Below are 19,388 nucleotides of genomic sequence, written 5' to 3' on the forward strand. Positions count from 1 at the left end.
TAGCTCCGGCAGGGAGCGGCATCAGCGTCGGGTGCCGAGGCCGGCGTCGCGGGCCAGCAGGGCGGCTTCGGTGCGGTTGCTACAGCCCAGCTTGACCAGCAGCCGCGAAACATGGCCCTTCACGGTGGCCTCGGACAGGTGCAGACGGCGCCCGATCTGGTGGTTCGACCAGCCGGCGCCCAGGTTCTCCAGGACCTCTCGCTCACGTTCGGTGAGCGAGGCGCAGATGTCTCGGGCCTGTTGGCGGTGGTGACCGATGTTGCCGACCAGCCTCTGGGCCGCCACCGGCGACAGGACGGTGTTTCCCGCGGCGGCGGCTCGCACCAGGTCGACCAGTTCCTCCGGTGAGGTGGACTTGACCAGGAACCCGACGGCGCCGGCCCGCAACGCGCGCAGCACATACTCATCCAGATCGAAGGTGGTGAGCGCCACGATCCGGGGGGACCTGGGTAGTGTCGCGATGCGCTCGATCGCGGTGAGCCCGTCGACACCGGGCATCCGCAGATCGATCAGCATCACGTCGGGATGGAGGCGGACCACGGCCTCCACCGCCTCGGCACCGTCGTGCGCCTCACCGACCACGTCCAGGCCGGCAGCGGTGAGGATGGTGCGCAGGTGCGCGCACACCATCCGCTCGTCATCGACGAGCAGGACGCGGATCACCGCCCCGCCCCCGTCGGGACGTACACCGGAAGTGTGGCGGAGACGGTGAAGCCGCCGTCCGGCGTCGACCCGGCGGTCAGTGTGCCACCGACGACCTCCACCCGGCGCCGCAGCCCGTCCAGGCCGCTGCCGCCGCCGACCGCGGTCAGGTCCAGGTCGGGTGGGCGGCGCCGTGGAGTGTTGGAGACGGTCGCGTTCACGCCGTGCCTGCCGTAGGACACCGCCACGGTGGCGTCGGCACCTGGCGCGTGCTTGTGGACGTTGGTCAAGGACTCCTGCACCAGGCGGAACAGCGTGCGTCGCACGGTCGGCGCGACCATGGCCGGATCGCCCTCCTCCACCAGCCGCACCGGGAAACCGACCGCGCGGGAATCGTCCACCAGTGATGCCAGGTCGGATTCGCCGGCCGGTTCAGCGGGACCGGCCGGCGTCCCGTCCCCGCTGCGCAGGACGCCGACCAGGTCGCGCAGTTCGGCCAACGCCTGACAGCCGGCCACCCGCAGCTCCTCGGCCGCCGCTCGGGCGGCTGGGTCGGTGGTACTGACCCGCAGCGCACCGGCCTGCAGCACCATCAGGTTGATCCGATGGGTGACCGCGTCATGCATCTCGCCAGCCAGCTTGATCCGCTCGTCGGCCCGGGCCTGTTCGGCCAGCAGCAGCCGCTCTCGCTCGGCCCGCTCGGCCCGCTCCGTCAGCTCCGCCACCAGGCTTCGCCGGGCGCGAACGTACATGCCGAGCAGTGCGGAGCACAGTATGACGGCGGGCGCGGAGAAGGGGTCCGCGATCGCCCAGGCCCGCGCCCCCACCAGGAACGCCACCGCCAGCACCGCGATCACTGCCCACTGCCGCCACCGCCGTCCGCCGCCGTGGACGGTGACAGAATAGGGCGCGATGACGGCGGCCCAGGCCGGCGCGAACACACTGATCGCCGCGATCGTCAGCGCAGCGGTATACGGACGCCGGCGGCGCGCCAGCAGCATCGCCGCAGCAGTGACCTGCGCGGCCACGTAGACCCACGTCGGTGCCGCGACCAGGTGGGTGTCCGGGCCTGGACCGGAGAGTTCCAGCCCCGTGCCGACCGCCGCCGCCACCAGCGCCACAGACACGTCGACGGCCACCGAGAGTACCCGGCTGCGCCCCATACGTGCAGGGTAACCGGACCGGTTCGTCGTGCAAGCCGGCGCAGGCGACGACCCTACTTTCGTCGCAACCAGGCCCCGACGATGGTCGCGGTTGTGCCGTGCGGCCCTCGGACGCGGGGTTGACTGGCGCCGATGGATGTCGGCCGGATCCAGGAGGCGATCACATGGAGACTTCCCGCCACCGCACCGATCGCGGTGACGCCATCGACCGTCCCCAGCTCTCCGGGCCGATGGCACCGGCCGGTGCCACATCAACAGTCGCGGACGTGTCCACTGCGGGACCTCGCATCGACGCCCTCGACACGCTGCGCGGCTTCGCCCTCTGCGGCATTCTGCTCATCAACATCTACCAACAGGTCGTGTTCCAGGGGCAGGCCGCCGGCAAAGCACCGCACCTTCCCACCGCCGTCCAGCTGCTCTTCTACGAGCGGTTCTACCCCATCTTCGCGATCCTGTTCGGCGTCGGCTTCGGCATCTTCCTGCAGCGCGCGGCGACCCGGACCGGCCGGCCCAGGTTGGTGCTGGCCCGCCGGCTGGCGGTGCTACTGCTCATCGGCACCGCGCACTTCCTCTTCCATCCCGGTGAAGCGTTGACGGCGTACGCGCTGGCCGGACTTCTCGTGCTACTGCCCCTGAGCTACGTCGGTGGACGGGTCGCCCTCGTCGTGGCGGTGATGCTGCTGCTCGTCGGCGCCCAACTCGTCGTCGGTTTCGGACCGATCCCCGGACTCCTCGCGCTCGGGTACGCCCTGACCATGCTCGACGTGCCGTCCGGGCTCGAACGCCGCACCGGTCGAGTCGCCGCCGCGTTCGTCATCTTCGCTGCGCTGACCGCGACCTGGATCGTGCTGGCACTGCGGCAGGTCGACCTGCCCTTCGTCAACGTGACCGGTGGACCCGGCGGTGGCGTCAGCCTGCTCGGCCCGCTCGCCGGGATCGTCACCGGCCTCGCGTACTGCTGCGGCCTGCTCCTCCTGCTGCGTACCTCGGCCGGGCCGGCACTGTCCGCGATACTGTCCCCGATGGGCCGGATGGCACTGACCAACTACCTCAGTGCGACCGTGTTGTTCCTCGTGGCCGGCCCCCGGCTCGGCATCGACAGCACCGGGGACCTGCCCCAGATCATCGGGCTGACCGTCGGCATCATCGTCGTACAGGCGGTGTGGAGTGTGCTGTGGCTACGGTCGTTCCGATACGGGCCGGCCGAGTGGGCGTGGCGCTGCCTGACGTGGTGGCGGCGGGCACCGATCCGGCGACGGACGGCGGCCGCACCGACGTGAGGCCGCCCCGGCGTCAGGCGTTGGCGAGGACCTCGGTGACCAGGTCCTGTGCCTCCTGCTGCACCCGGGCCAGATGCTCGGGGCCCTGGAACGACTCGGCGTAAATCTTGTAGACGTCCTCGGTGCCGGAGGGGCGGGCCGCGAACCAGCCGGAGGCGGTGGTCACCTTGAGCCCGCCGATCGGCGCGCCGTTGCCGGGCGCGGTGGTCAGCGTGGCGGTGATCGGTTCGCCGGCCAGCTCGGTGGCCCGGATCTGGTCCGGGGAGAGCTTGCCGAGCACGGCCTTCTGCTCCCGGGTGGCCGGGGCGTCGATGCGGGCGTACGCGGGCGCGCCGAAGCGGTCGGCCAGGGCCGCCCAGTGCTCGCTCGGCGTGCGTCCCGTGCTGGCGATGATCTCGGCGGCGAGCAGGCAGAGCAGGATGCCGTCCTTGTCGGTGGTCCAGGTGCCGCCGTCGCGGCGCAGGAACGACGCGCCGGCGCTCTCCTCACCGCCGAAGCCCACCGCGCCGTCGAGCAGCCCCGGCACGAACCACTTGAAGCCCACCGGCACCTCCAGCAGCGGGCGGCCGAGGTCGGCGGCGACCCGGTCGATCATGGAGGAGGAGACCAGGGTCTTGCCGATCGCGGCATCCGGCCCCCATTGTTCGCGGGTGCGGAACAGGTGGGCGATCGCCACCGCGAGGTAGTGGTTCGGGTTCATCAACCCGGCGTCCGGGGTGACGATGCCGTGCCGGTCGGCGTCGGCGTCGTTGCCGGTGGCGACCTGGTAGTCGGCGCGCCGGGCGATCAGCGAGGCCATCGCGTTCGGCGACGAGCAGTCCATCCGGATCTTGCCGTCGCCGTCGAGGGTCATGAACCGCCAGGTGGGGTCGACGGCCGGGTTGACCACGGTCAGGTCGAGCCGGTGCCGCTGGGCGATCTCGCCCCAGTAGTCGACGCTGGCGCCGCCGAGCGGGTCGGCGCCGATGCGGACCCCGGCGGCGCGGACCGCGTCGAGGTCGATCGCGGACGGCAGGTCGTCGACATAGCGGCCGAGGAAGTCGTACGTGCCGGTGGTGTCGGCGGCCCGCGCCCGCGCGTACGGGATGCGGCGCACCTCCTTGAGCCCGGCGGCGAGGATCGCGTTCGCGCGGTCCTGGATCCACTTCGTGACGTCGGAGTCGGCGGGCCCGCCGTGGGTGGGGTTGTACTTGAACCCGCCGTCGTCCGGCGGGTTGTGCGACGGGGTGATCACGATGCCGTCGGCGAGCCCGGCGGTGCGCCCCCGGTTGTGGGTGAGGATGGCGTGCGAGACCGCCGGGGTGGGGGTGTAGCCGTCCCGGCTGTCCAGCAGCACCGTGACGTCGTTGGCGGCGAGCACCTCCAGGGCGTCCACGGCCGCCGGGGTGGAGAGCGCGTGGGTGTCCCGGCCGAGGAAGAGCGGCCCGTCGAGGCCCTGCTCCCGACGGTAGTCGCAGAGCGCCTGGGTGACCGCGAGGATGTGGTCGGAGTTGAAGGCGTTGCGCAGGCTCGACCCCCGGTGCCCGGAGGTGCCGAAGGAGACCTGCTGCGCCGCGTCGGCCGGGTCGGGATGCTCGGTGTAGTAGGCGGTCACCAGCCGTGGTACGTCGACCAGGTCGGCGGGCTCGGCCGGCTGGCCGGCGCGGGGATGACTCACGGTTCCACCTTCTGTCCCTTGCCGATGACCACGATTCCGTTGTCGGAGACGGTGTAGCGCTGCCGGTCCCGTTCCAGGTCCACGCCGATCTCGGCGCCCTCGGGCACGTAGACGTTCTTGTCCAGGATGGCCCGGCGCACCACGGCGTGTCGGCCGATCTCGACACCTTCCATGAGCACCGCGCCGTCGACGTGCGCCCAGGAGTGCACCTTCACCTTCGGCGAGACGATCGAGTTCTCCACCAGCGAGCCGGAGATCACCGCGCCGGGCGAGACCATCGAGGCGACGGCCCGGCCGACCCGTTCGCCCCACTGGTGCACGAACTTGGCCGGCGGGTACGGCGGCTGCTCGGTGTAGATCGGCCAGTCGAAGTTGTAGAGGTTGAACACCGGGTGGACGTTGATCAGATCCATGTGCGCGTCGTAGAAGGAGTCGAGCGTCCCCACGTCCCGCCAGTAGCCGAGGTCCCGCTCGGTGCTGCCCGGCACCTTGTTGTCCCGGAAGTCGTAGACGTTCGCCTCGCCGCGCTCGACCAGCATCGGGATGATGCTGCCGCCCATGTCGTGCTTGCTGGTCTTGTCGTCCGCGTCGCGCTCGACCGCGTCGATCAGGGCCCGGGTGGAGAAGACGTAGTTGCCCATGGAGGCGTAGATCTCGTCGGGTGCGTCGGGCAGGCCGACGGCGTCGGTGGGCTTCTCCCGGAAGGCCCGGATCCGCCGGCCGTCCTCGCCGACCTCGATGACGCCGAACTGGTCGGCCGTGGACAGCGGCTGCCGGATGCCGGCCACGGTCACCCCGGCGCCGGAGGCGATGTGGTCCTCGACCATCTGGCGGGGATCCATCCGGTAGATGTGGTCGGCGCCGAAGACGATCACGTGGTCGGGCTGCTCGTCGTAGATCAGGTTGAAGCTCTGGTAGATCGCGTCGGCCGAGCCGGCGAACCACCACGGGCCACGGCGCTGCTGCGCGGGCACCGGGGTGACGTAGTTGCCCAGCAGGGTCGACATCCGCCAGGTCTTGGTGATGTGCCGGTCGAGGGAGTGGGACTTGTACTGGGTCAGCACGACGATCTTCAGATAGCCGGCGTTGGCCAGGTTGGAGAGGACGAAGTCGACCATGCGGTACATCCCGCCGAACGGGACGGCCGGCTTGGCCCGGTCCGTGGTCAGCGGCATCAGGCGCTTGCCCTCTCCGCCGGCCAGGACGATCGCGAGCACCTTGGCAGCCATGAGCAGACGCTATCCATACCGGTGCCGCTTCACCACTCGTACGGGCACAGTTGGGCAGCCGGTGCCGCGTCGGATTCTGCACTAGGGTGCCGGACATGACGGACTCGGCACGGCTGCGCGTCGACCTGCTCACCCGGGAGTACCCGCCGGAGGTCTACGGCGGCGCCGGTGTCCACGTCGAGTACCTGGCCCGGGAACTGCGCCCGCTCGCCGACGTACGGGTGCACTGCTTCGGCGCGTCACGCACCGAGCCGGGCGTGCGGGCGTACGCCGAACCGGCGGCCCTGGCCGGCGCGAACGCCGCGCTGCGGACGATGGGGGTGGACCTGGAGATGGCCGCCGGGTGCGCCGGTGCGGACGTGGTGCACAGCCACACCTGGTACGCCAACCTGGCCGGGCACACCGCGAAGCTGCTCTACGGGGTGCCGCACGTGGTGACCGCGCACAGCCTGGAGCCGCTGCGGCCGTGGAAGGCCGAGCAGCTCGGCGGCGGCTACGCGCTCTCCTCGTGGTGCGAGCGTACGGCGGTGGAGGCCGCCGACGCGGTGATCGCGGTCAGCGAGGGGATGCGCCGCGACGTGCTGGCCGCGTACCCGGCGGTGGATCCGGACCGGGTCAAGGTGATCTACAACGGCATCGACACCGCGCAGTACGCCCCCGACCCGGACACCGACGTGCTGGCGCGCCTCGGCATCGACCCCGCCCTGCCCAGCGTGGTCTACGTCGGCCGGATCACCCGGCAGAAGGGCCTGCCACACCTGCTGCGCGCCGCCCGCGAGCTGCCGCCGGAGACCCAGCTGGTGCTGCTGGCCGGCGCGCCGGACACCGCCGAGATCGCCGCCGAGGTGAAGGGCCTCGTCGCCGAGCTGCGTTCCCGCCGGTCCGGGGTGGTCTGGGTGGCCGAGATGCTGCCCAAGTCCGAGGTGATCCAGGTGCTCACCCACGCCACGATCTTCGTCTGCCCCTCGGTGTACGAGCCGATGGGCATCGTCAACCTGGAGGCGATGGCCTGCGAGACGGCGGTGGTGGCCACCGCCACCGGCGGCATCCCGGAGGTGGTCGCCGACGGCGAGACCGGCCTGCTGGTCCCGATCGAGCAGGGCGGTCTCGACGGCACGCCCGCGGATCCGGCGCGCTTCGAGGCCGACCTGGCCGCACGCCTCACCGAGCTGCTCGCCAACCCGGAACACGCCGCCGCGCTCGGCCGCGCCGGCCGCCGCCGCGCCGTCGAACACTTCTCCTGGGACGCCATCGCCCGCCAGACCCTGGACCTGTATCACTCGGTGCTGCGGTAGCCGTTGAGTGGATCATCGCAGGGGTTGACCCACGGCGGCCGGATCTTGGTGCGATAGTGCCCCGCGAGGGGCGTTCCCGTACCAAGATCTTGTTTGGTGGTGAGCCGAGCGCGAAGCGATCTCGGGCAGTAGGTTGAAGCGGTGAGCGGACGGTTCCCGATCGAAGACGTCTCCCCCGTCGTCTCCTGCGGGCGCTACCCGGCCAGGGCCGTCGTCGGCGAGCTGGTGCCGGTGTCGGTGATCGCGTACCGCGAGGGGCACGACGCGCTCGGCTGCAACGTGGTCTGGCTCGGCCCCGACGGGCTGGCCCGCCCGTTCACCCGGATGCGACCGGGCGAGCCGGGCCGGGACCGGTGGCACGCCACCATCGCGCCGGACGCGGTCGGCGAGTGGATCTTCACGGTGGAGGCGTTCAGCGACCCGTACCTGAGCTGGCACGACGCGGTGACCAAGAAGATCGCCGCCGGCCAGGGGCCGGAGGATCTGGCCAACGACCTGGCCGATGGCGTACGCGTGCTGCGCGCCGCCGCCGAGCTGGTGCCGGCGGCGGCGCGGGCGAGCCTGGACACGGCGGTGTCGGCGCTGCGCGACACGGCCCGGCCGCTGCCCCGACGGGTGAGCCCGGCGCTGGAGCTGGCCGACCTGCTCTGGGCCCACCCGGTGCGGGAGCTGGTCACCACCGGCGAGGAGTACCGCATCTGGGTGGACCGCCCCCGCGCCCTCTTCTCCGCCTGGTACGAGTTCTTTCCCCGCTCCGAGGGCGCGATCCCGGCCACCGTCGACGCGCCGGCCCGCTCCGGCACCTTCGCCACCGCCGTCGAGCGGCTGCCCGGGGTCGCCGAGATGGGCTTCGACGTGCTCTACCTGCCGCCGATCCACCCGATCGGCCGGGTCAACCGCAAGGGCCCCAACAACAGTTTGGTCGCCGGGCCGGACGACGTGGGCTCGCCGTGGGCGATCGGCGCCGAAGAGGGCGGTCACGACGCCATCCACCCCGACCTGGGTACGCCGGAGGACTTCCGCGAGTTCGTCGCCGCTGCCGCCGAGCACGGCCTGGAGGTGGCGATGGACCTGGCGTTGCAGTGCGCGCCGGACCACCCGTGGGTGACCGAGCACCCGGAGTGGTTCACCACCCGGGCCGACGGCAGCATCGCGTACGCGGAGAACCCGCCGAAGAAGTACCAGGACATCTATCCGCTGAACTTCGACAACGACCCGGAGGGGATCCGCGCCGAGGTGCTGCGCGTGGTGCGGCACTGGGTCGGCGAGGGCGTGAAGATCTTCCGGGTGGACAATCCGCACACCAAGCCGGTCGACTTCTGGCACTGGCTGATCTGGGAGGTCAAGAAGGTCGACCCGGACGTGCTCTTCCTCGCCGAGGCGTTCACCCGGCCGGCGATGATGCACGGGCTGGCCAAGGTCGGTTTCACCCAGTCGTACACGTACTTCACCTGGCGGACCTCGCCCGCCCAGCTGCGCGAGTACTGCGCGGAGCTGGTGGCGGCGGCCGACTACATGCGGCCGAACTTCTGGCCGAACACGCCGGACATCCTGCACGAGTCGCTCCAGCACGGCGGGCCGCCGATGTTCAAGATCCGGGCGGTGCTGGCCGCGCTGCTCTCCCCCTCCTGGGGCATGTACGCCGGCTACGAGCTGTTCGAGCACGTGCCCCGCCCCGGTGCCGAGGAGTATCTGGACAACGAGAAGTACCAGCTGCGACCCCGGGACTGGGCCGGCGCGCTGGCGCGGGGGCGGTCGCTGGCGCCGTTCATCGCCACCCTCAACCGGGTACGCCGGGACAACCCGGCCCTGCACCGGCTGCGCAACCTGGTCTTCCACGACATCGACAACCCGGCGCTGCTGTGCTGGTCCAAGCGCGACCCGGCGACCGGCAACACGGTGCTGGTGGTCTGCTCGTTCGACTCGCACAGCGTGCAGTGGGGCAACACCACGCTGGACATGCCGGCGCTGGGCCTGGACTGGCACGACCGGTTCACCGTGCACGACGAGCTGACCGGCGCCAGCTACGACTGGGGGCAGCGCAACGCGGTACGGCTCGACCCGTACCTGCAACCCGCGCACGTGCTCACCCTGCGCCGCCCTCCTCCCCCACCCGCGACACCCGCCGTACCCGCCGGACCGGCTACGCCTGCCGCGCCGGCCGGACCCGCCGCACCCGCCGTGCCCGCCGTCTCTGCCGGGTCCGCCGCACCTGCCGCCTCCGCAACGAAGGACGACGTCCGATGGACCAGCTGATCTCCGGGGAGACCCACGACCCGCACGCCGTGCTCGGGGCGCACCCGGCCGGCGGGCGTACGGTGATCCGCACCCTGCGCCGGGGGGCGGGCGACGTGAGCGCGCTGGTCGGCGACGAGCGGCACCCGATGAAGCGGGTGCACGACATCGGCGTCTTCGAGGCGACCGTCCCCGGCGAGGTGCTCGACTACCGGCTCGACGTCGACGGCGTGCGCCACGACGACCCGTACCGGCACCCGCCCACCCTCGGCGAGCTGGACCTGCACCTGATCGGCGAGGGCCGGCACGAGCGGTTGTGGGAGGCGCTCGGCGCCCGGGTGCGCGACGGCGGTGTCGCGTTCGCGGTGTGGGCGCCCAACGCCCGGGGCGTGCGGCTGGTCGGCGACGTCACCGGCTGGGCGCCCGACGACGGCTGGCCGATGCGCTCACTCGGCGCGACCGGCGTCTGGGAGATCTTCGTCCCCGGGGCGGGCGCCGGCACCCGGTACAAGTACCGCATCCTCGGCGCCGACGGGTACTGGCGGGACAAGGCCGACCCGCTCGCCGCGTACGCGGAGGTGGCGCCGGCCACCGCCTCGGTGGTGCACCGGTCGGCGTACGAGTGGTCCGACGCCGAGTGGCTGTCGCGGCGGGCACAGCGGCAGCCGCACCAGGAGCCGATGAGCGTGTACGAGGTGCACCTCGGCTCGTGGCGGCCGGGGCTGGGCTACCGGGAGCTGGCCGAGCAGTTGGCCGCGTACGTGGTGGAGCTGGGCTTCACCCACGTGGAGTTCCTGCCGGTGATGGAGCACCCGTTCGGCGGTTCCTGGGGCTACCAGGTCACCGGCTACTACGCCCCGACGGCCCGGTTCGGCAACCCGGACGACTTCCGTTACCTGGTGGACCGGCTGCACGCCGCCGGGATCGGGGTGATCCTGGACTGGGTGCCGGCGCACTTCCCGAAGGACGAGTGGGCGCTCGCCCGCTTCGACGGCACCCCGCTCTACGAGCACCCGGACCCGCGCCGCGGCGAGCACCCCGACTGGGGCACGTACGTCTTCGACTTCGGTCGCCGGGAGGTCCGCAACTTCCTGGTCGCCAACGCGCTCTACTGGCTCGACGAGTTCCACGTCGACGGGCTGCGGGTGGACGCGGTCGCCTCGATGCTCTACCTGGACTACTCCCGGTCCGACGGACAGTGGGCGCCGAACGTGCACGGCGGCCGGGAGAACCTGGAGGCCATCGCCTTCATGCAGGAGACCAACGCGACGGTCTACAAGCACCACCCCGGGGTGGTGATGGTCGCCGAGGAGTCGACCGCCTGGCCGGGCGTGACCCGATCGACCGGCGACGGCGGGCTGGGCTTCGGGTTCAAGTGGAACATGGGCTGGATGCACGACACCCTGCTCTACACCTCGAAGGACCCGATCTACCGGCAGCACCACCACCATCAGCTCACCTTCTCCCTGGCGTACGCCTGGAGCGAGAACTACGTGCTGCCGATCAGCCACGACGAGGTGGTGCACGGCAAGGGTTCGCTGGCGAGCAAGATGCCCGGTGACACGTGGCAACGGCTGGCCAACGTGCGGGTGCTGCTGGCCTACATGTGGGCGCACCCAGGCAAGCAGCTGCTCTTCATGGGCTGCGAGCTGGCCGACGACCGGGAGTGGAGCGAGGAGCGCGGCCTCGACTGGTATCTCCTGCACGACCCGGCGCGGGCCGGCGTGCAGCGCCTGGTCGGTGACCTCAACCGGGTCTACCGCGACACCCCCGCCCTCTGGGCGCAGGACACCGCACCGGCCGGCTTCCGCTGGCTCGCCGGTGACGACGTCGCCAACAACACCGTCTCGTTCGTCCGGATCGCGCCCGACGGGGCCACCCTCGTCTGCGTGGCCAACTTCTCCGCGCTGCCGCTGGAGGACTACCGGATCGGCCTACCGGCCGCCGGCGCCTGGGCCGAGATCCTCAACACCGACGCCCACCACTACGGCGGCTCCGGCGTCGGCAACCTCGGCACCGTCTACGCCGAGGACGTCCCCTGGCACGGCCAACCCGCCTCGGTAGCGCTGCGCGTCCCCCCGCTGGGCGCCCTCTGGCTCCGCCCCGCCTGACCCGCACGAGCCAGGGCGGCGAGGGTCACGGGAGGGAACCTTTGATCCCGCCCCTCGGTCAACCTATCGACAGGTGCAACAATCGAGTTTCGGAGCACGACGGCGACGAGACGGTCCCCTTATAGAAGCTTGTCGACGCTTCCGGCAACAGTAGCGCAGCGGCCGCGGCGACCACCAGCAAGAGGGCGACGGGGCGTAGACGTACCAAGATCTACGCCGTGGGTTCGGCGGTGGCGATCGGTGGGGCGCCGTCGGGTGGGTCGTCGCAGATCATGAGGCCGTCGTGGATGTGTGTCCAACCGTAGACGGGGTGTTGGGCGATGCCGCGGCGGCACCAGCGGCAGATCGCGCGCTGGGGCGCGGTAGGCGCGATCTTGATCGGCCCGGTCTGGATGAAGGCGGTCAGCAGGGCCCGGATGGCCCGGCGGTGTGACCAGCACGGCCACAGGTCGCCGCAGCGGCAGTGCGCGCCGACGTCTTCGAGTTGATGTTCGATGTAGAGGATGTGGGCGGCGCGCCAGCGCTGCGGGTCGTGGCATCCCTCGGGCGGCTCGGCCGGCGGCTCCTCCGGATCCCAGGTGAGCCTCATCAACCACACAGCCACGCGAAGCTCCGGTGGCCGGCGACCCCGGCACCCGTCAGGCCGGGCGTACGACGCGGCAGCCGGCCGTACCGCAGGAAGACCCGCTCGGCCTCGATGCGCGCGTAGCAGGGCCGGTCGGTGCGGCACCGATCGCAGTCGACAACATGCGCGTCGACGACCTGCTGCGCGGCGGCCAACCGCTGCCGAGCCTCCTCGCTGAGGTAGATCATTGTGTGCCGTCCGGCCGCTGTCCGCCGCCGGCCAGGGTGGTCGCCCCGCACTCGGGACACCACCGACTCTTCACCCGGAACGCGAACAGCCCCGCCAGAAAGCCGAACAGAGCACAGCCGGCCATCGCCAGGAACTCATCGAGCATCGCGCAGCCTCCCGGTCCCGAGGGCCGGGGTAGTTGCCGCTACCCCGGCCCGGTTGGATGCCCAAGGCCGGGCGCTGGTCGAAGTCGGGTCTCCAGCGCCACACCAGCCCTGGTGCCACCGAACGCACTGTCCATGTGGCACTCTGCACATGCTTCTGCATCAAATGATGCTTAGCAAGGTCTTTGCATACTTGAATGTCGGGGCAGCATCCTGCACCGAGGATCTAGAACGGAGGGCAGCAAGTGCGGGAGGATCAGGGGATGTCACGCTTCACGCCAGCCACACCACGATCTCGGCGCCTCGGTCGGGAGTTGCGCAAGCTGCGCGACGCCAAGGGACTACGGCTGGAGGACGCGGCCAAGCTGGTGAACTGCTCGACGTCACGACTGAGCCGCATCGAGTCGGGCGACATCAAGCCTCGGCCGGGCGATGTGATGGAGCTTCTGGTCGGGTACGGCCATCCCATCGATGCCGAGCCGGGCACGTCACTCCTGGTGCTGGCACGCGACCTCAAGGAGTCCGGCTGGTGGCAGCGCCTCGGCGCGCTGTCCAACAGGTATGCGACGTTCATTGCTTACGAGGAAGAGGCGGTGGAGCTACGCAACTTTGAGCCGACACTCATCCCGGGTCTGTTGCAGACCGAGGAATACGCCCGCGAGGTGAACGCGGTCGGCAGAGAAACTGACGCTGAGGCAATCCGCCAGTTGGTCAGGGTGCGCTTGACTCGGCAGCAGGTGCTCAGGCGCAAGCCGAAGCCGCTCCGCGTGCACACGATCATCAGCGAGGCTGCGCTCTCCGTCGACGTGGGCGGCCCGGAAGTCATGCGCGACCAGCTCATACACCTCGTGGAACTAGCCAAGCTGCCCAACATCACAGTGCAGGTGCTGCGCTTCGCGGCGGGAGCCCACATGGCGACGAGCGGCGGGCTCCAGATCCTCGTGTTCGACAAGGACGAACCGGCGCTGGGGTATCTCGAAACCCTTGCAGGCGAGCTGTTCCTGGAGGCTCCACGCGACATCAGCCGTCTGAATCAGGTCTATGACCACCTGCGTACACTGGCGGTGTCACCCGCCGAATCAGTCAAGCTGATCAAGGAACGAGCTAGCGATGCGCAAGAACGAATGGACCACGTCGACCCGCAGCGGTAACAACGGGGCTTGCGTTGAGGTGCGTGACGACAGCGCGGTGGTTGGCGTGCGGGACAGCAAGGACCCGGCCGGGCCGGTGCTGACGTTCGGCCCGGTCGCCTGGGCGGCCTTCACCGGCGCGGTCAAGGGCGACGCGCTCACCCGGTAGCGCACACCTCCCCACGACCCAGCACCAGCACCTCTTTCTCGGAGGATGAGAGGCGGATGCGAGATCTTGGACAGTTTCCGTTCGGCGCGAACGGAAACTGTCCAAGATCTGGACCGGATGCCGTAGCCGGCTCCGGGTTACCGTTCAGCGAGGCGTCCTCGAAGCCGTGGTGTCACTCGGGCATGGTCATGTCTGGGTGACATCGCGCTTACTGGGCATAGAACAATCCGCCGGCTCGGCACGTAGATCATCGAACGGTGAACTGCCCGCGCCCTCGCGTCCGTACTCCCGGTCCCAGGTGGACGACGAGGCGGAGGATTGATGGCGGGCAGCGGGCGTACGACCAGGAGCGGTGGGAACGAGCCCTCACCACGACAGCGGAAGATCGCGAGCATCGCGGCGATCGGGTTGACCCTGGGGGTGGCCTTCGCGATGGCGACAGGGACCAGCTCGGCCAGCGAGAACTGCGACGGTCTCGACGCGGCAGTGGGTGACAATCTCGCGTTCATCGCCGACCAACTGGTCTTCCCCGACGCGCTCTCCGAGGCGCGGATCGCCAACCGGGAGGCCGTCATCGACCAGCTCGAACAGCGCCGCGCGGCGGCCGGCTGCACGGGTGAGGTCGAGGTGCCCGACGCGGACCCGAACGCGGCGCTCAACGGCGGCGCGGCGGAGAACTGCGACGGTCTCGACACGGCCGTACGCAACAACCTGACCTTCATCGCGGGGCAGCGGCAGAACCCGGACGCGCTCTCCGAGGCCCGGATCGCCAACCGGCAGGCCGTCATCGACCAGCTCGAAGACCGTCGTCACCTCGCCGGCTGCACCGGCGAGGTCACGCTGACACCGGGCGGCTGACGCCGCTGGACGCGGGCGGGCTGGGCCGAGCAACCGGCCCAGCCCCGCGAGCGCAGACCAGCCCCGCGAGCGCAGACCAGCCCCGCGAGCGCAGACCAGCCCCGCGAGCGCAGACCAGCCCGGCGCTCAGACCAGGCCGGCGTCGCGTAGCAGGGTCCAGAGGCCGGCGCCGTCGGGGGCGGAGAGCCACTTCTGCCCCACCGGCCCGGTCGACGTCTGCCCGGCGGGTGCCGGCAGGCTGCCGGCGAGCACCGCCTGGGTGGGCGAGAGGCGGCGGATCGCCACCCCGGCGACGTTGTCCGGGTGGGCGGCGGCGAACTCGCGGTAGATCTCCTGGTCGTGCTGGCCGTCGTCGCCGACGAGCAGCCAGCGCACGTCGGGGAACTCCTTGGCCAGCCGTTCCAGGGTGGCTCGCTTGTGCTCCCGGCCGCTGCGGAACCAGCGGTCCTGCGTCGGCCCCCAGTCGGTCAGCAGCAGCGGCCCGGCCGGGTAGAGGTGCCGGGACAGGAACCGGGTCAGCGTCGGCGCGACGTTCCACGCGCCGGTGGAGAGGTAGAAGACCGGGGCGCCGGGGTGGGCGGTGACCAGCCGCTCGTAGAGCACCGCCATGCCGGGCACCGCCGCCCGGGCGTGCTCGTCGAGGACGAAGGTGTTCCACGCGGCGAGCAGCGGCCGGGGCAGCGCGGTCACCATGACCGTGTCGTCGATGTCGGAGAGGATGCCGAAGCGGACCTCCGGGTCCAGGATGCGTACCGGCGCCTCGACCGGCTCGGCGTCGGGCATGCTGAGCCGCACCGCACCCCAGCCGGGCGGCAGCTCCGCCTCGACCACCGTGTCGATGAAGCCGCTGCGGTCCGCCCGCGCCTCGTGGACCACCCCGCCGGTCTCGATGGTGACGGTGACGTGCTTGGCCGGCAGGGTGGTGAAGCTGCGCCAGCCCCGGACCTTCTCCAGGCGACCCCGCTGGCGGGTGTCGGGCCGCCCCAGCAGCACCCGGCACATCACCCGCACCCAACCGGGCGCGCCGTAGCCGGTGTACGCGATGATGTTGATCCGCCAGCCGGTCCGGCGCAGCCGGCGCTCGACCAGGGCGTGCACGGCGTCCTCGAACCGCGCGGCCCGGTGCAGGGTCGGTACGGCCAGCTGGCCGGCGGGTGTGGGTGGCACGGATGCAACCCTGCCACAGACCGGCGACCTCGGCCACGCGAGCTGCGTGGAACCGCCCCGGGCCTGCGTGCGGCCGTGAAACACTCCGGTCGGGACGGCGACGGGGGCGATTGGTCGTGCCACGAACAGGCGCGGGAGCAGGGCAGCAGCGCGGACGGTGGCGGCCACGGCTCGACCGGCCAGCGCTCGTCGCGCTGCTCCTCGGGCTGGCCGGGGTCGGCTACCGGCTGTTCCTCGTGCTGGACACCGTGCCGGTCTCCAACAGCGACGAGGCGACGTTCGGGCTCGCCGCCCTGCACATCGCGCAGGGCCGGGAGCACCCGGTCTTCCTTTATGGCCAGCGCTACATGGGCATGGCGCAGTCCTACCTGGCCGCGCCGTTGATCGCGGTGGCCGGCCCGAGCTGGCCGGTGCTGCGGCTGCCGGTGCTCGTGCTCTACGCGCTGTTCCTCTGGCTGATCCACCGGCTGACCCGGCGGATCGGCTCGCCCTGGTTCGCCACCGCGATCGTCGGGCTGCTGGCGCTCGGCTCCGAGCGGGTCATCCGGGACCAGGTGACCACCGTCGGCGGCCGTCCGGAGGTCAAGGTCGCGGTGCTGGCGATGCTGCTGGTCGTGGTCGGGCTGGCCCGGGGCACGGTACGCCGTCGGAGGCTGGCCGTCGGCGCCTTCGGCCTGCTCGCCGGGGTGGCCCTCTGGTCGGACTGGCTGATCGCGCCGTACCTGGCGGCGGCCGGGCTGGCGCTGGCCTGGGCGCTGCGCCGGGAGCTGCTCGGCTGGGCCGGTACGCTGCTGGTCGCCGGGTTCGCCGTCGGGATCGCCCCGATGATCCGCGACAATCTCGTCGCCCCGCCCGGGCAGGATTCCCTGTCGGTGCTGCGTACCGTCAGCAGCGGGAGCGGTGCCGCACCGCCGTGGTCGCAACGGCTCGGCGGCGGGCTGCTGGAGGGGGTGCCGCTGGCCGCCGGGCTCTGCCCGGTCGACGGCTGCGCCCGCTGGCAGGCGTGGTTCGGCCTGCTCTACCCGGTGCTGCTGGTCGGGGCGGCGGTGCTCGCCGTGGTCGCGTACCGCCGGGCGACCGGGCGCCGCGACCGGGTCGCGCCCGTGGTGCACCTCGCGCTGCTCGCCGGCGCGGCGCTGACCCTGCTGGCGTACGTGCGCAGCCCGCTCGCCGCGACCGACCCGCTGGGCAACGCCCGCTACCTGTCGGTGCTGCAACTGTCGCTGCCGGCGGTGCTGTGGCCGCTCTGGACGGCGGCGGTCGCCGGCTGGCGCGGTGCGGTCGGCGTGGCCGGCCGGCTGGTCGGCGCGCTGGCCGCCGCCGTGCTGGTCGCGCTGGCGGCGGGCTCGCTGGTGGTCACCGTGCTGTTCGTGACTGCCGGCGCGGCCCCCGGGCGCACCGAGGAGCGGCACGCCCGGGAGTTGGCCGCCACGGTGCGCGCGGCCGGGCTCCGCGAGGTGTACGGCGAGTACTGGACGTGCAACCGGTTGGTCTTCAACACCGCCGAGGAGGTGGTCTGCGGGGTGCTCGACGACAACCTGCACCCCGGACAGAACCGGTACCCGGCGTACTGGTGGCGGCTGGCCCGCGCGCAGCGGCCCGGATACGTGCTGGCGGCCGACGCACCGGCGGACCGGCGGTTGCGGGAGTTGCTCGGCGACCGGGCCGGGGCGGCGCAGCTCGCCGAGGTCGGCGGCTATCGCGTGTACCACCCGCCGGAGCCGCTGCGGCCGTGGCGGTAGGGGCGGGTCGTACCCTGACCGGACCCGGCGTGTGGCGCGTACCGGGGACCGTACCGAGGAGTGCCCGATGCTCATCCTGCTGCCGCCCTCGGAGGGCAAGGCCGACGCCGGCTCCGGTCGCCGGCTGGACCTGGCCCGGCTCTCCCTGCCGGAGCTGAACCCGACCCGGGAGGAGGTGCTGGCCGCGCTGGTCGCGCTCGGCGACGGGCCGCCCGAGGCGGCGCTGGCCGCACTCGGTCTCGGTGCCGGGCAGCACGCCGAGTTGCGACGCAACGCCCGACTGCGGCAGGCCGCCACCGCACCCGCCGGCCGGATCTACACCGGCGTGCTCTACGAGGCGCTCGACCTGGCCACGCTGCCGCCGCCGGCACAGCGGGCGGCCGGGCGGCAGGTGCTGGTCAGCTCCGGCCTCTGGGGGGCGGTCCGGCCGACCGACCGGATCCCGCCGTACCGCTGCCCGATCGGGGCCCGGCTGCCCGGCATCGGTGGCCTGCCGGCGCGGTGGCGCCGGGCGCTTGGTTCCGCGCTGACCACGGCGGCCGGTACCGGCCCGGTGCTGGACCTGCGCTCGGGGGCGTACGCCGCGGCCTGGACGCCGCGCGGTGAGCTGGCCGAGCGCACCGTGACGGTGCGGGTGCTGCACGAGCGGGAGGTCGACGGCGCGCCGGTGCGCTCGGTGGTCAGCCACTTCAACAAGGCCACGAAGGGTCGGCTGGTCCGTGACCTGCTGCTCGCCGGTGCCCGCCCGCGCTCCGCCGGCGCGCTGGTGACCGCCCTGCGCGACCTGAAGTACACGGTGTGCGAGCAGGCCGGCCCACCGGGCCGGCCACGCCAGGTCGACCTGGTGGTTTCCGAGTTGTAACCAGGCGCAAGATTTCCTCAAGGCTGGCCGGGATCCGTACCGCCGGGCGGTGTCACGGGTCACCGTAAGGAGACCCGACGCCACGAGGAGGCCCTCCGGTGGTTGCCGAACCGATCCTGCTCGACCGGTCCCGTCCGCCGTCGACCGCGCTGCCGCCACCGACCGCGCTGCCGTCCACCCCACCGACCGCGTTGCCGCCGACGCCGCTGGGCTGGGCGACGCTGGCCGACGCGTTCGAGACGGCCTGTCTGCTGCGCTGCACGCCGCCGCCGGCGGCACCCGGTCAACGGCACGCCGGGCAGCAGCCCGTCCGGCCGGCGACGATCGAGTTCAACCGGGAGGAGGCGGCGCGGCGGACGCGGCAGCTGCTCGACCGCCTCGACATTCCGATCCGGCACGAGGTGGCCGTCGGCGGGCTACGCCGCCGCTACGAACTGCACCGGCTGCACATTCCGCGCGAGCATCAGCCGGCGTACGCGGCGATGGTGGAGAACGGCTGGCGTCGTGGCCGGCGGGAGTTGCTCGGCGGTCCGGTGCCCGGCGCCTCGACGGCGCGCCGGCTGTGGCGCACCCGGATGGCCGCCGCCGCCTGGCGGGCGGCGCTGCTCGCGGGGGGCCGGCACGTCCGCCGGCACATCCTCGGTGTGCGGATCACCGACCGGGAACTCGCCGCCGTGCTGGTGCGCGGCGCGGCCCTGCTCGACGTGCCGGCGCTGTTGCGCCCGGGCACCGGCTGCTTCCTGGTCAGCGTGGCCCACGGTCCCGACCGGGACCGGATTCTGCGGCACGCGGCGGAGGAGGCAGCGCACCACGCGGTGGCCTGACCGTCGGCCGACCGTGCTCCGTCGCCCCCCGGGCTTGCGCCGCAGGGGTCCGGCGGCGCACAGTGCT

The 19,388-nt window shown here is 72.0% G+C and carries 18 protein-coding genes; 10 read left to right on the forward strand and 8 right to left on the reverse strand.

Going from position 1 to position 19,388, the window contains the following annotated elements:
• Positions 1 to 21: 21 nt before the first annotated feature.
• Together O7615_RS33090 and O7615_RS33095 are read right to left on the reverse strand one after the other, a co-directional pair.
• The gene (locus tag O7615_RS33090) at positions 22 to 663 is read right to left on the reverse strand and encodes a response regulator transcription factor (protein ID WP_278181721.1); all 642 of its coding nucleotides are present in this window, start codon (positions 661 to 663) and stop codon (positions 22 to 24) included.
• On the reverse strand, positions 660 to 1,805 hold the full coding sequence (locus O7615_RS33095; RefSeq protein WP_278181722.1) for a histidine kinase: 1,146 nt from the start codon (positions 1,803 to 1,805) through the stop codon (positions 660 to 662). The genes O7615_RS33090 and O7615_RS33095 overlap by 4 nt, the downstream gene beginning before the upstream one ends.
• 164 nt (positions 1,806 to 1,969) lie before the next feature.
• Between O7615_RS33095 and O7615_RS33100 the strand changes: the two genes are divergently transcribed.
• A complete protein-coding gene (locus O7615_RS33100; RefSeq protein WP_278181723.1) occupies positions 1,970 to 3,085 on the forward strand; it encodes a DUF418 domain-containing protein in 1,116 nt (371 codons plus the stop codon).
• A gap of 13 nt (positions 3,086 to 3,098) precedes the next feature.
• Here O7615_RS33100 and pgm read toward each other — a convergent pair whose 3' ends face one another.
• Positions 3,099 to 4,742 (reverse strand): phosphoglucomutase (alpha-D-glucose-1,6-bisphosphate-dependent), encoded by a 1,644-nt coding sequence (gene pgm / locus O7615_RS33105; RefSeq protein ID WP_278181724.1) that lies wholly within the window; start codon positions 4,740 to 4,742, stop codon positions 3,099 to 3,101.
• Positions 4,739 to 5,971 (reverse strand): glucose-1-phosphate adenylyltransferase, encoded by a 1,233-nt coding sequence (glgC, locus tag O7615_RS33110; protein ID WP_278181725.1) that lies wholly within the window; start codon positions 5,969 to 5,971, stop codon positions 4,739 to 4,741. The genes pgm and glgC overlap by 4 nt, the downstream gene beginning before the upstream one ends.
• 95 nt (positions 5,972 to 6,066) lie before the next feature.
• On the opposite strand from glgC, the gene glgA reads away from it, so the two are divergent.
• The 3 genes from glgA (at position 6,067) to glgB (ending at position 11,612) form a co-directional block, all read left to right on the forward strand.
• On the forward strand, positions 6,067 to 7,266 hold the full coding sequence (gene glgA / locus O7615_RS33115; RefSeq protein WP_278181726.1) for a glycogen synthase: 1,200 nt from the start codon (positions 6,067 to 6,069) through the stop codon (positions 7,264 to 7,266).
• A gap of 141 nt (positions 7,267 to 7,407) precedes the next feature.
• Positions 7,408 to 9,522, forward strand: coding sequence for an alpha-1,4-glucan--maltose-1-phosphate maltosyltransferase (locus O7615_RS33120; protein ID WP_278181727.1), 2,115 nt, complete (start codon positions 7,408 to 7,410; stop codon positions 9,520 to 9,522).
• Positions 9,510 to 11,612: a 1,4-alpha-glucan branching protein GlgB gene (gene glgB, locus O7615_RS33125; RefSeq protein WP_278181728.1), complete on the forward strand. Its 2,103-nt coding sequence runs from the start codon at positions 9,510 to 9,512 to the stop codon at positions 11,610 to 11,612. Before O7615_RS33120 ends, glgB begins: the two co-directional genes overlap by 13 nt.
• Positions 11,613 to 11,823: 211 nt before the next feature.
• Here the strand turns inward: glgB and O7615_RS33130 are convergent, their stop codons facing one another.
• Genes O7615_RS33130 through O7615_RS33140 form a run of 3 tightly spaced genes read right to left on the reverse strand, consistent with a single transcriptional unit; the run spans position 11,824 to position 12,571 of the window.
• Positions 11,824 to 12,216 carry a hypothetical protein gene (locus tag O7615_RS33130; protein ID WP_278181729.1) on the reverse strand — a complete coding sequence of 131 codons (393 nt, stop codon included), beginning with the start codon at positions 12,214 to 12,216 and terminating at the stop codon, positions 11,824 to 11,826.
• Positions 12,201 to 12,425 carry a hypothetical protein gene (locus O7615_RS33135; RefSeq protein ID WP_278181730.1) on the reverse strand — a complete coding sequence of 75 codons (225 nt, stop codon included), beginning with the start codon at positions 12,423 to 12,425 and terminating at the stop codon, positions 12,201 to 12,203. The genes O7615_RS33130 and O7615_RS33135 overlap by 16 nt, the downstream gene beginning before the upstream one ends.
• Positions 12,422 to 12,571, reverse strand: coding sequence for a hypothetical protein (locus O7615_RS33140; RefSeq protein ID WP_278181731.1), 150 nt, complete (start codon positions 12,569 to 12,571; stop codon positions 12,422 to 12,424). Before O7615_RS33140 ends, O7615_RS33135 begins: the two co-directional genes overlap by 4 nt.
• Positions 12,572 to 12,832: 261 nt before the next feature.
• On the opposite strand from O7615_RS33140, the gene O7615_RS33145 reads away from it, so the two are divergent.
• The 3 genes from O7615_RS33145 (at position 12,833) to O7615_RS33155 (ending at position 14,726) form a co-directional block, all read left to right on the forward strand.
• Positions 12,833 to 13,720, forward strand: coding sequence for a helix-turn-helix transcriptional regulator (locus tag O7615_RS33145; protein WP_278181732.1), 888 nt, complete (start codon positions 12,833 to 12,835; stop codon positions 13,718 to 13,720).
• The gene (locus O7615_RS33150) at positions 13,680 to 13,868 is read left to right on the forward strand and encodes a DUF397 domain-containing protein (RefSeq protein WP_278181733.1); all 189 of its coding nucleotides are present in this window, start codon (positions 13,680 to 13,682) and stop codon (positions 13,866 to 13,868) included. The genes O7615_RS33145 and O7615_RS33150 overlap by 41 nt, the downstream gene beginning before the upstream one ends.
• A gap of 432 nt (positions 13,869 to 14,300) precedes the next feature.
• Entirely contained in the window at positions 14,301 to 14,726 is a 426-nt protein-coding gene (locus tag O7615_RS33155; RefSeq protein ID WP_278181734.1) for a hypothetical protein, read from the forward strand.
• A 126-nt stretch (positions 14,727 to 14,852) separates the two neighbouring features.
• Here O7615_RS33155 and O7615_RS33160 read toward each other — a convergent pair whose 3' ends face one another.
• Positions 14,853 to 15,893: a phosphatase domain-containing protein gene (locus O7615_RS33160; RefSeq protein ID WP_278181735.1), complete on the reverse strand. Its 1,041-nt coding sequence runs from the start codon at positions 15,891 to 15,893 to the stop codon at positions 14,853 to 14,855.
• A gap of 116 nt (positions 15,894 to 16,009) precedes the next feature.
• Between O7615_RS33160 and O7615_RS33165 the strand changes: the two genes are divergently transcribed.
• The 3 genes from O7615_RS33165 to O7615_RS33175 all read left to right on the forward strand — a co-directional run bounded on the left by O7615_RS33165 (position 16,010) and on the right by O7615_RS33175 (position 19,321).
• On the forward strand, positions 16,010 to 17,635 hold the full coding sequence (locus O7615_RS33165; protein WP_278181736.1) for a hypothetical protein: 1,626 nt from the start codon (positions 16,010 to 16,012) through the stop codon (positions 17,633 to 17,635).
• Positions 17,636 to 17,702: 67 nt separating this feature from the next.
• Entirely contained in the window at positions 17,703 to 18,497 is a 795-nt protein-coding gene (gene yaaA / locus O7615_RS33170) for a peroxide stress protein YaaA (RefSeq protein ID WP_278181737.1), read from the forward strand.
• Positions 18,498 to 18,646: 149 nt separating this feature from the next.
• Positions 18,647 to 19,321, forward strand: coding sequence for a hypothetical protein (locus tag O7615_RS33175; protein ID WP_278182324.1), 675 nt, complete (start codon positions 18,647 to 18,649; stop codon positions 19,319 to 19,321).
• The last annotated feature ends 67 nt before the right edge of the window (positions 19,322 to 19,388 follow it).

The sequence above is a fragment of the Micromonospora sp. WMMD1082 genome, from assembly GCF_029626175.1.
In the GTDB taxonomy this organism is placed as follows: domain Bacteria; phylum Actinomycetota; class Actinomycetes; order Mycobacteriales; family Micromonosporaceae; genus Micromonospora.

Excerpts from the sequence above, each read along its gene's own strand:
- O7615_RS33095 (WP_278181722.1), bottom strand. The coding sequence starts at position 1,805 with ATGGGGCGCAGCCGGGTACTCTCGGTGGCCGTCGACGTGTCTGTGGCG.
- O7615_RS33100 (WP_278181723.1), top strand. The coding sequence starts at position 1,970 with ATGGAGACTTCCCGCCACCGCACCGATCGCGGTGACGCCATCGACCGT.
- glgC (WP_278181725.1), bottom strand. The coding sequence starts at position 5,971 with ATGGCTGCCAAGGTGCTCGCGATCGTCCTGGCCGGCGGAGAGGGCAAG.
- glgA (WP_278181726.1), top strand. The coding sequence starts at position 6,067 with ATGACGGACTCGGCACGGCTGCGCGTCGACCTGCTCACCCGGGAGTAC.
- glgB (WP_278181728.1), top strand. The coding sequence starts at position 9,510 with ATGGACCAGCTGATCTCCGGGGAGACCCACGACCCGCACGCCGTGCTC.
- O7615_RS33135 (WP_278181730.1), bottom strand. The coding sequence starts at position 12,425 with ATGATCTACCTCAGCGAGGAGGCTCGGCAGCGGTTGGCCGCCGCGCAG.
- O7615_RS33140 (WP_278181731.1), bottom strand. The coding sequence starts at position 12,571 with ATGCTCGATGAGTTCCTGGCGATGGCCGGCTGTGCTCTGTTCGGCTTT.
- O7615_RS33145 (WP_278181732.1), top strand. The coding sequence starts at position 12,833 with ATGTCACGCTTCACGCCAGCCACACCACGATCTCGGCGCCTCGGTCGG.
- O7615_RS33150 (WP_278181733.1), top strand. The coding sequence starts at position 13,680 with ATGCGCAAGAACGAATGGACCACGTCGACCCGCAGCGGTAACAACGGG.
- O7615_RS33155 (WP_278181734.1), top strand. The coding sequence starts at position 14,301 with ATGGCGACAGGGACCAGCTCGGCCAGCGAGAACTGCGACGGTCTCGAC.
- yaaA (WP_278181737.1), top strand. The coding sequence starts at position 17,703 with ATGCTCATCCTGCTGCCGCCCTCGGAGGGCAAGGCCGACGCCGGCTCC.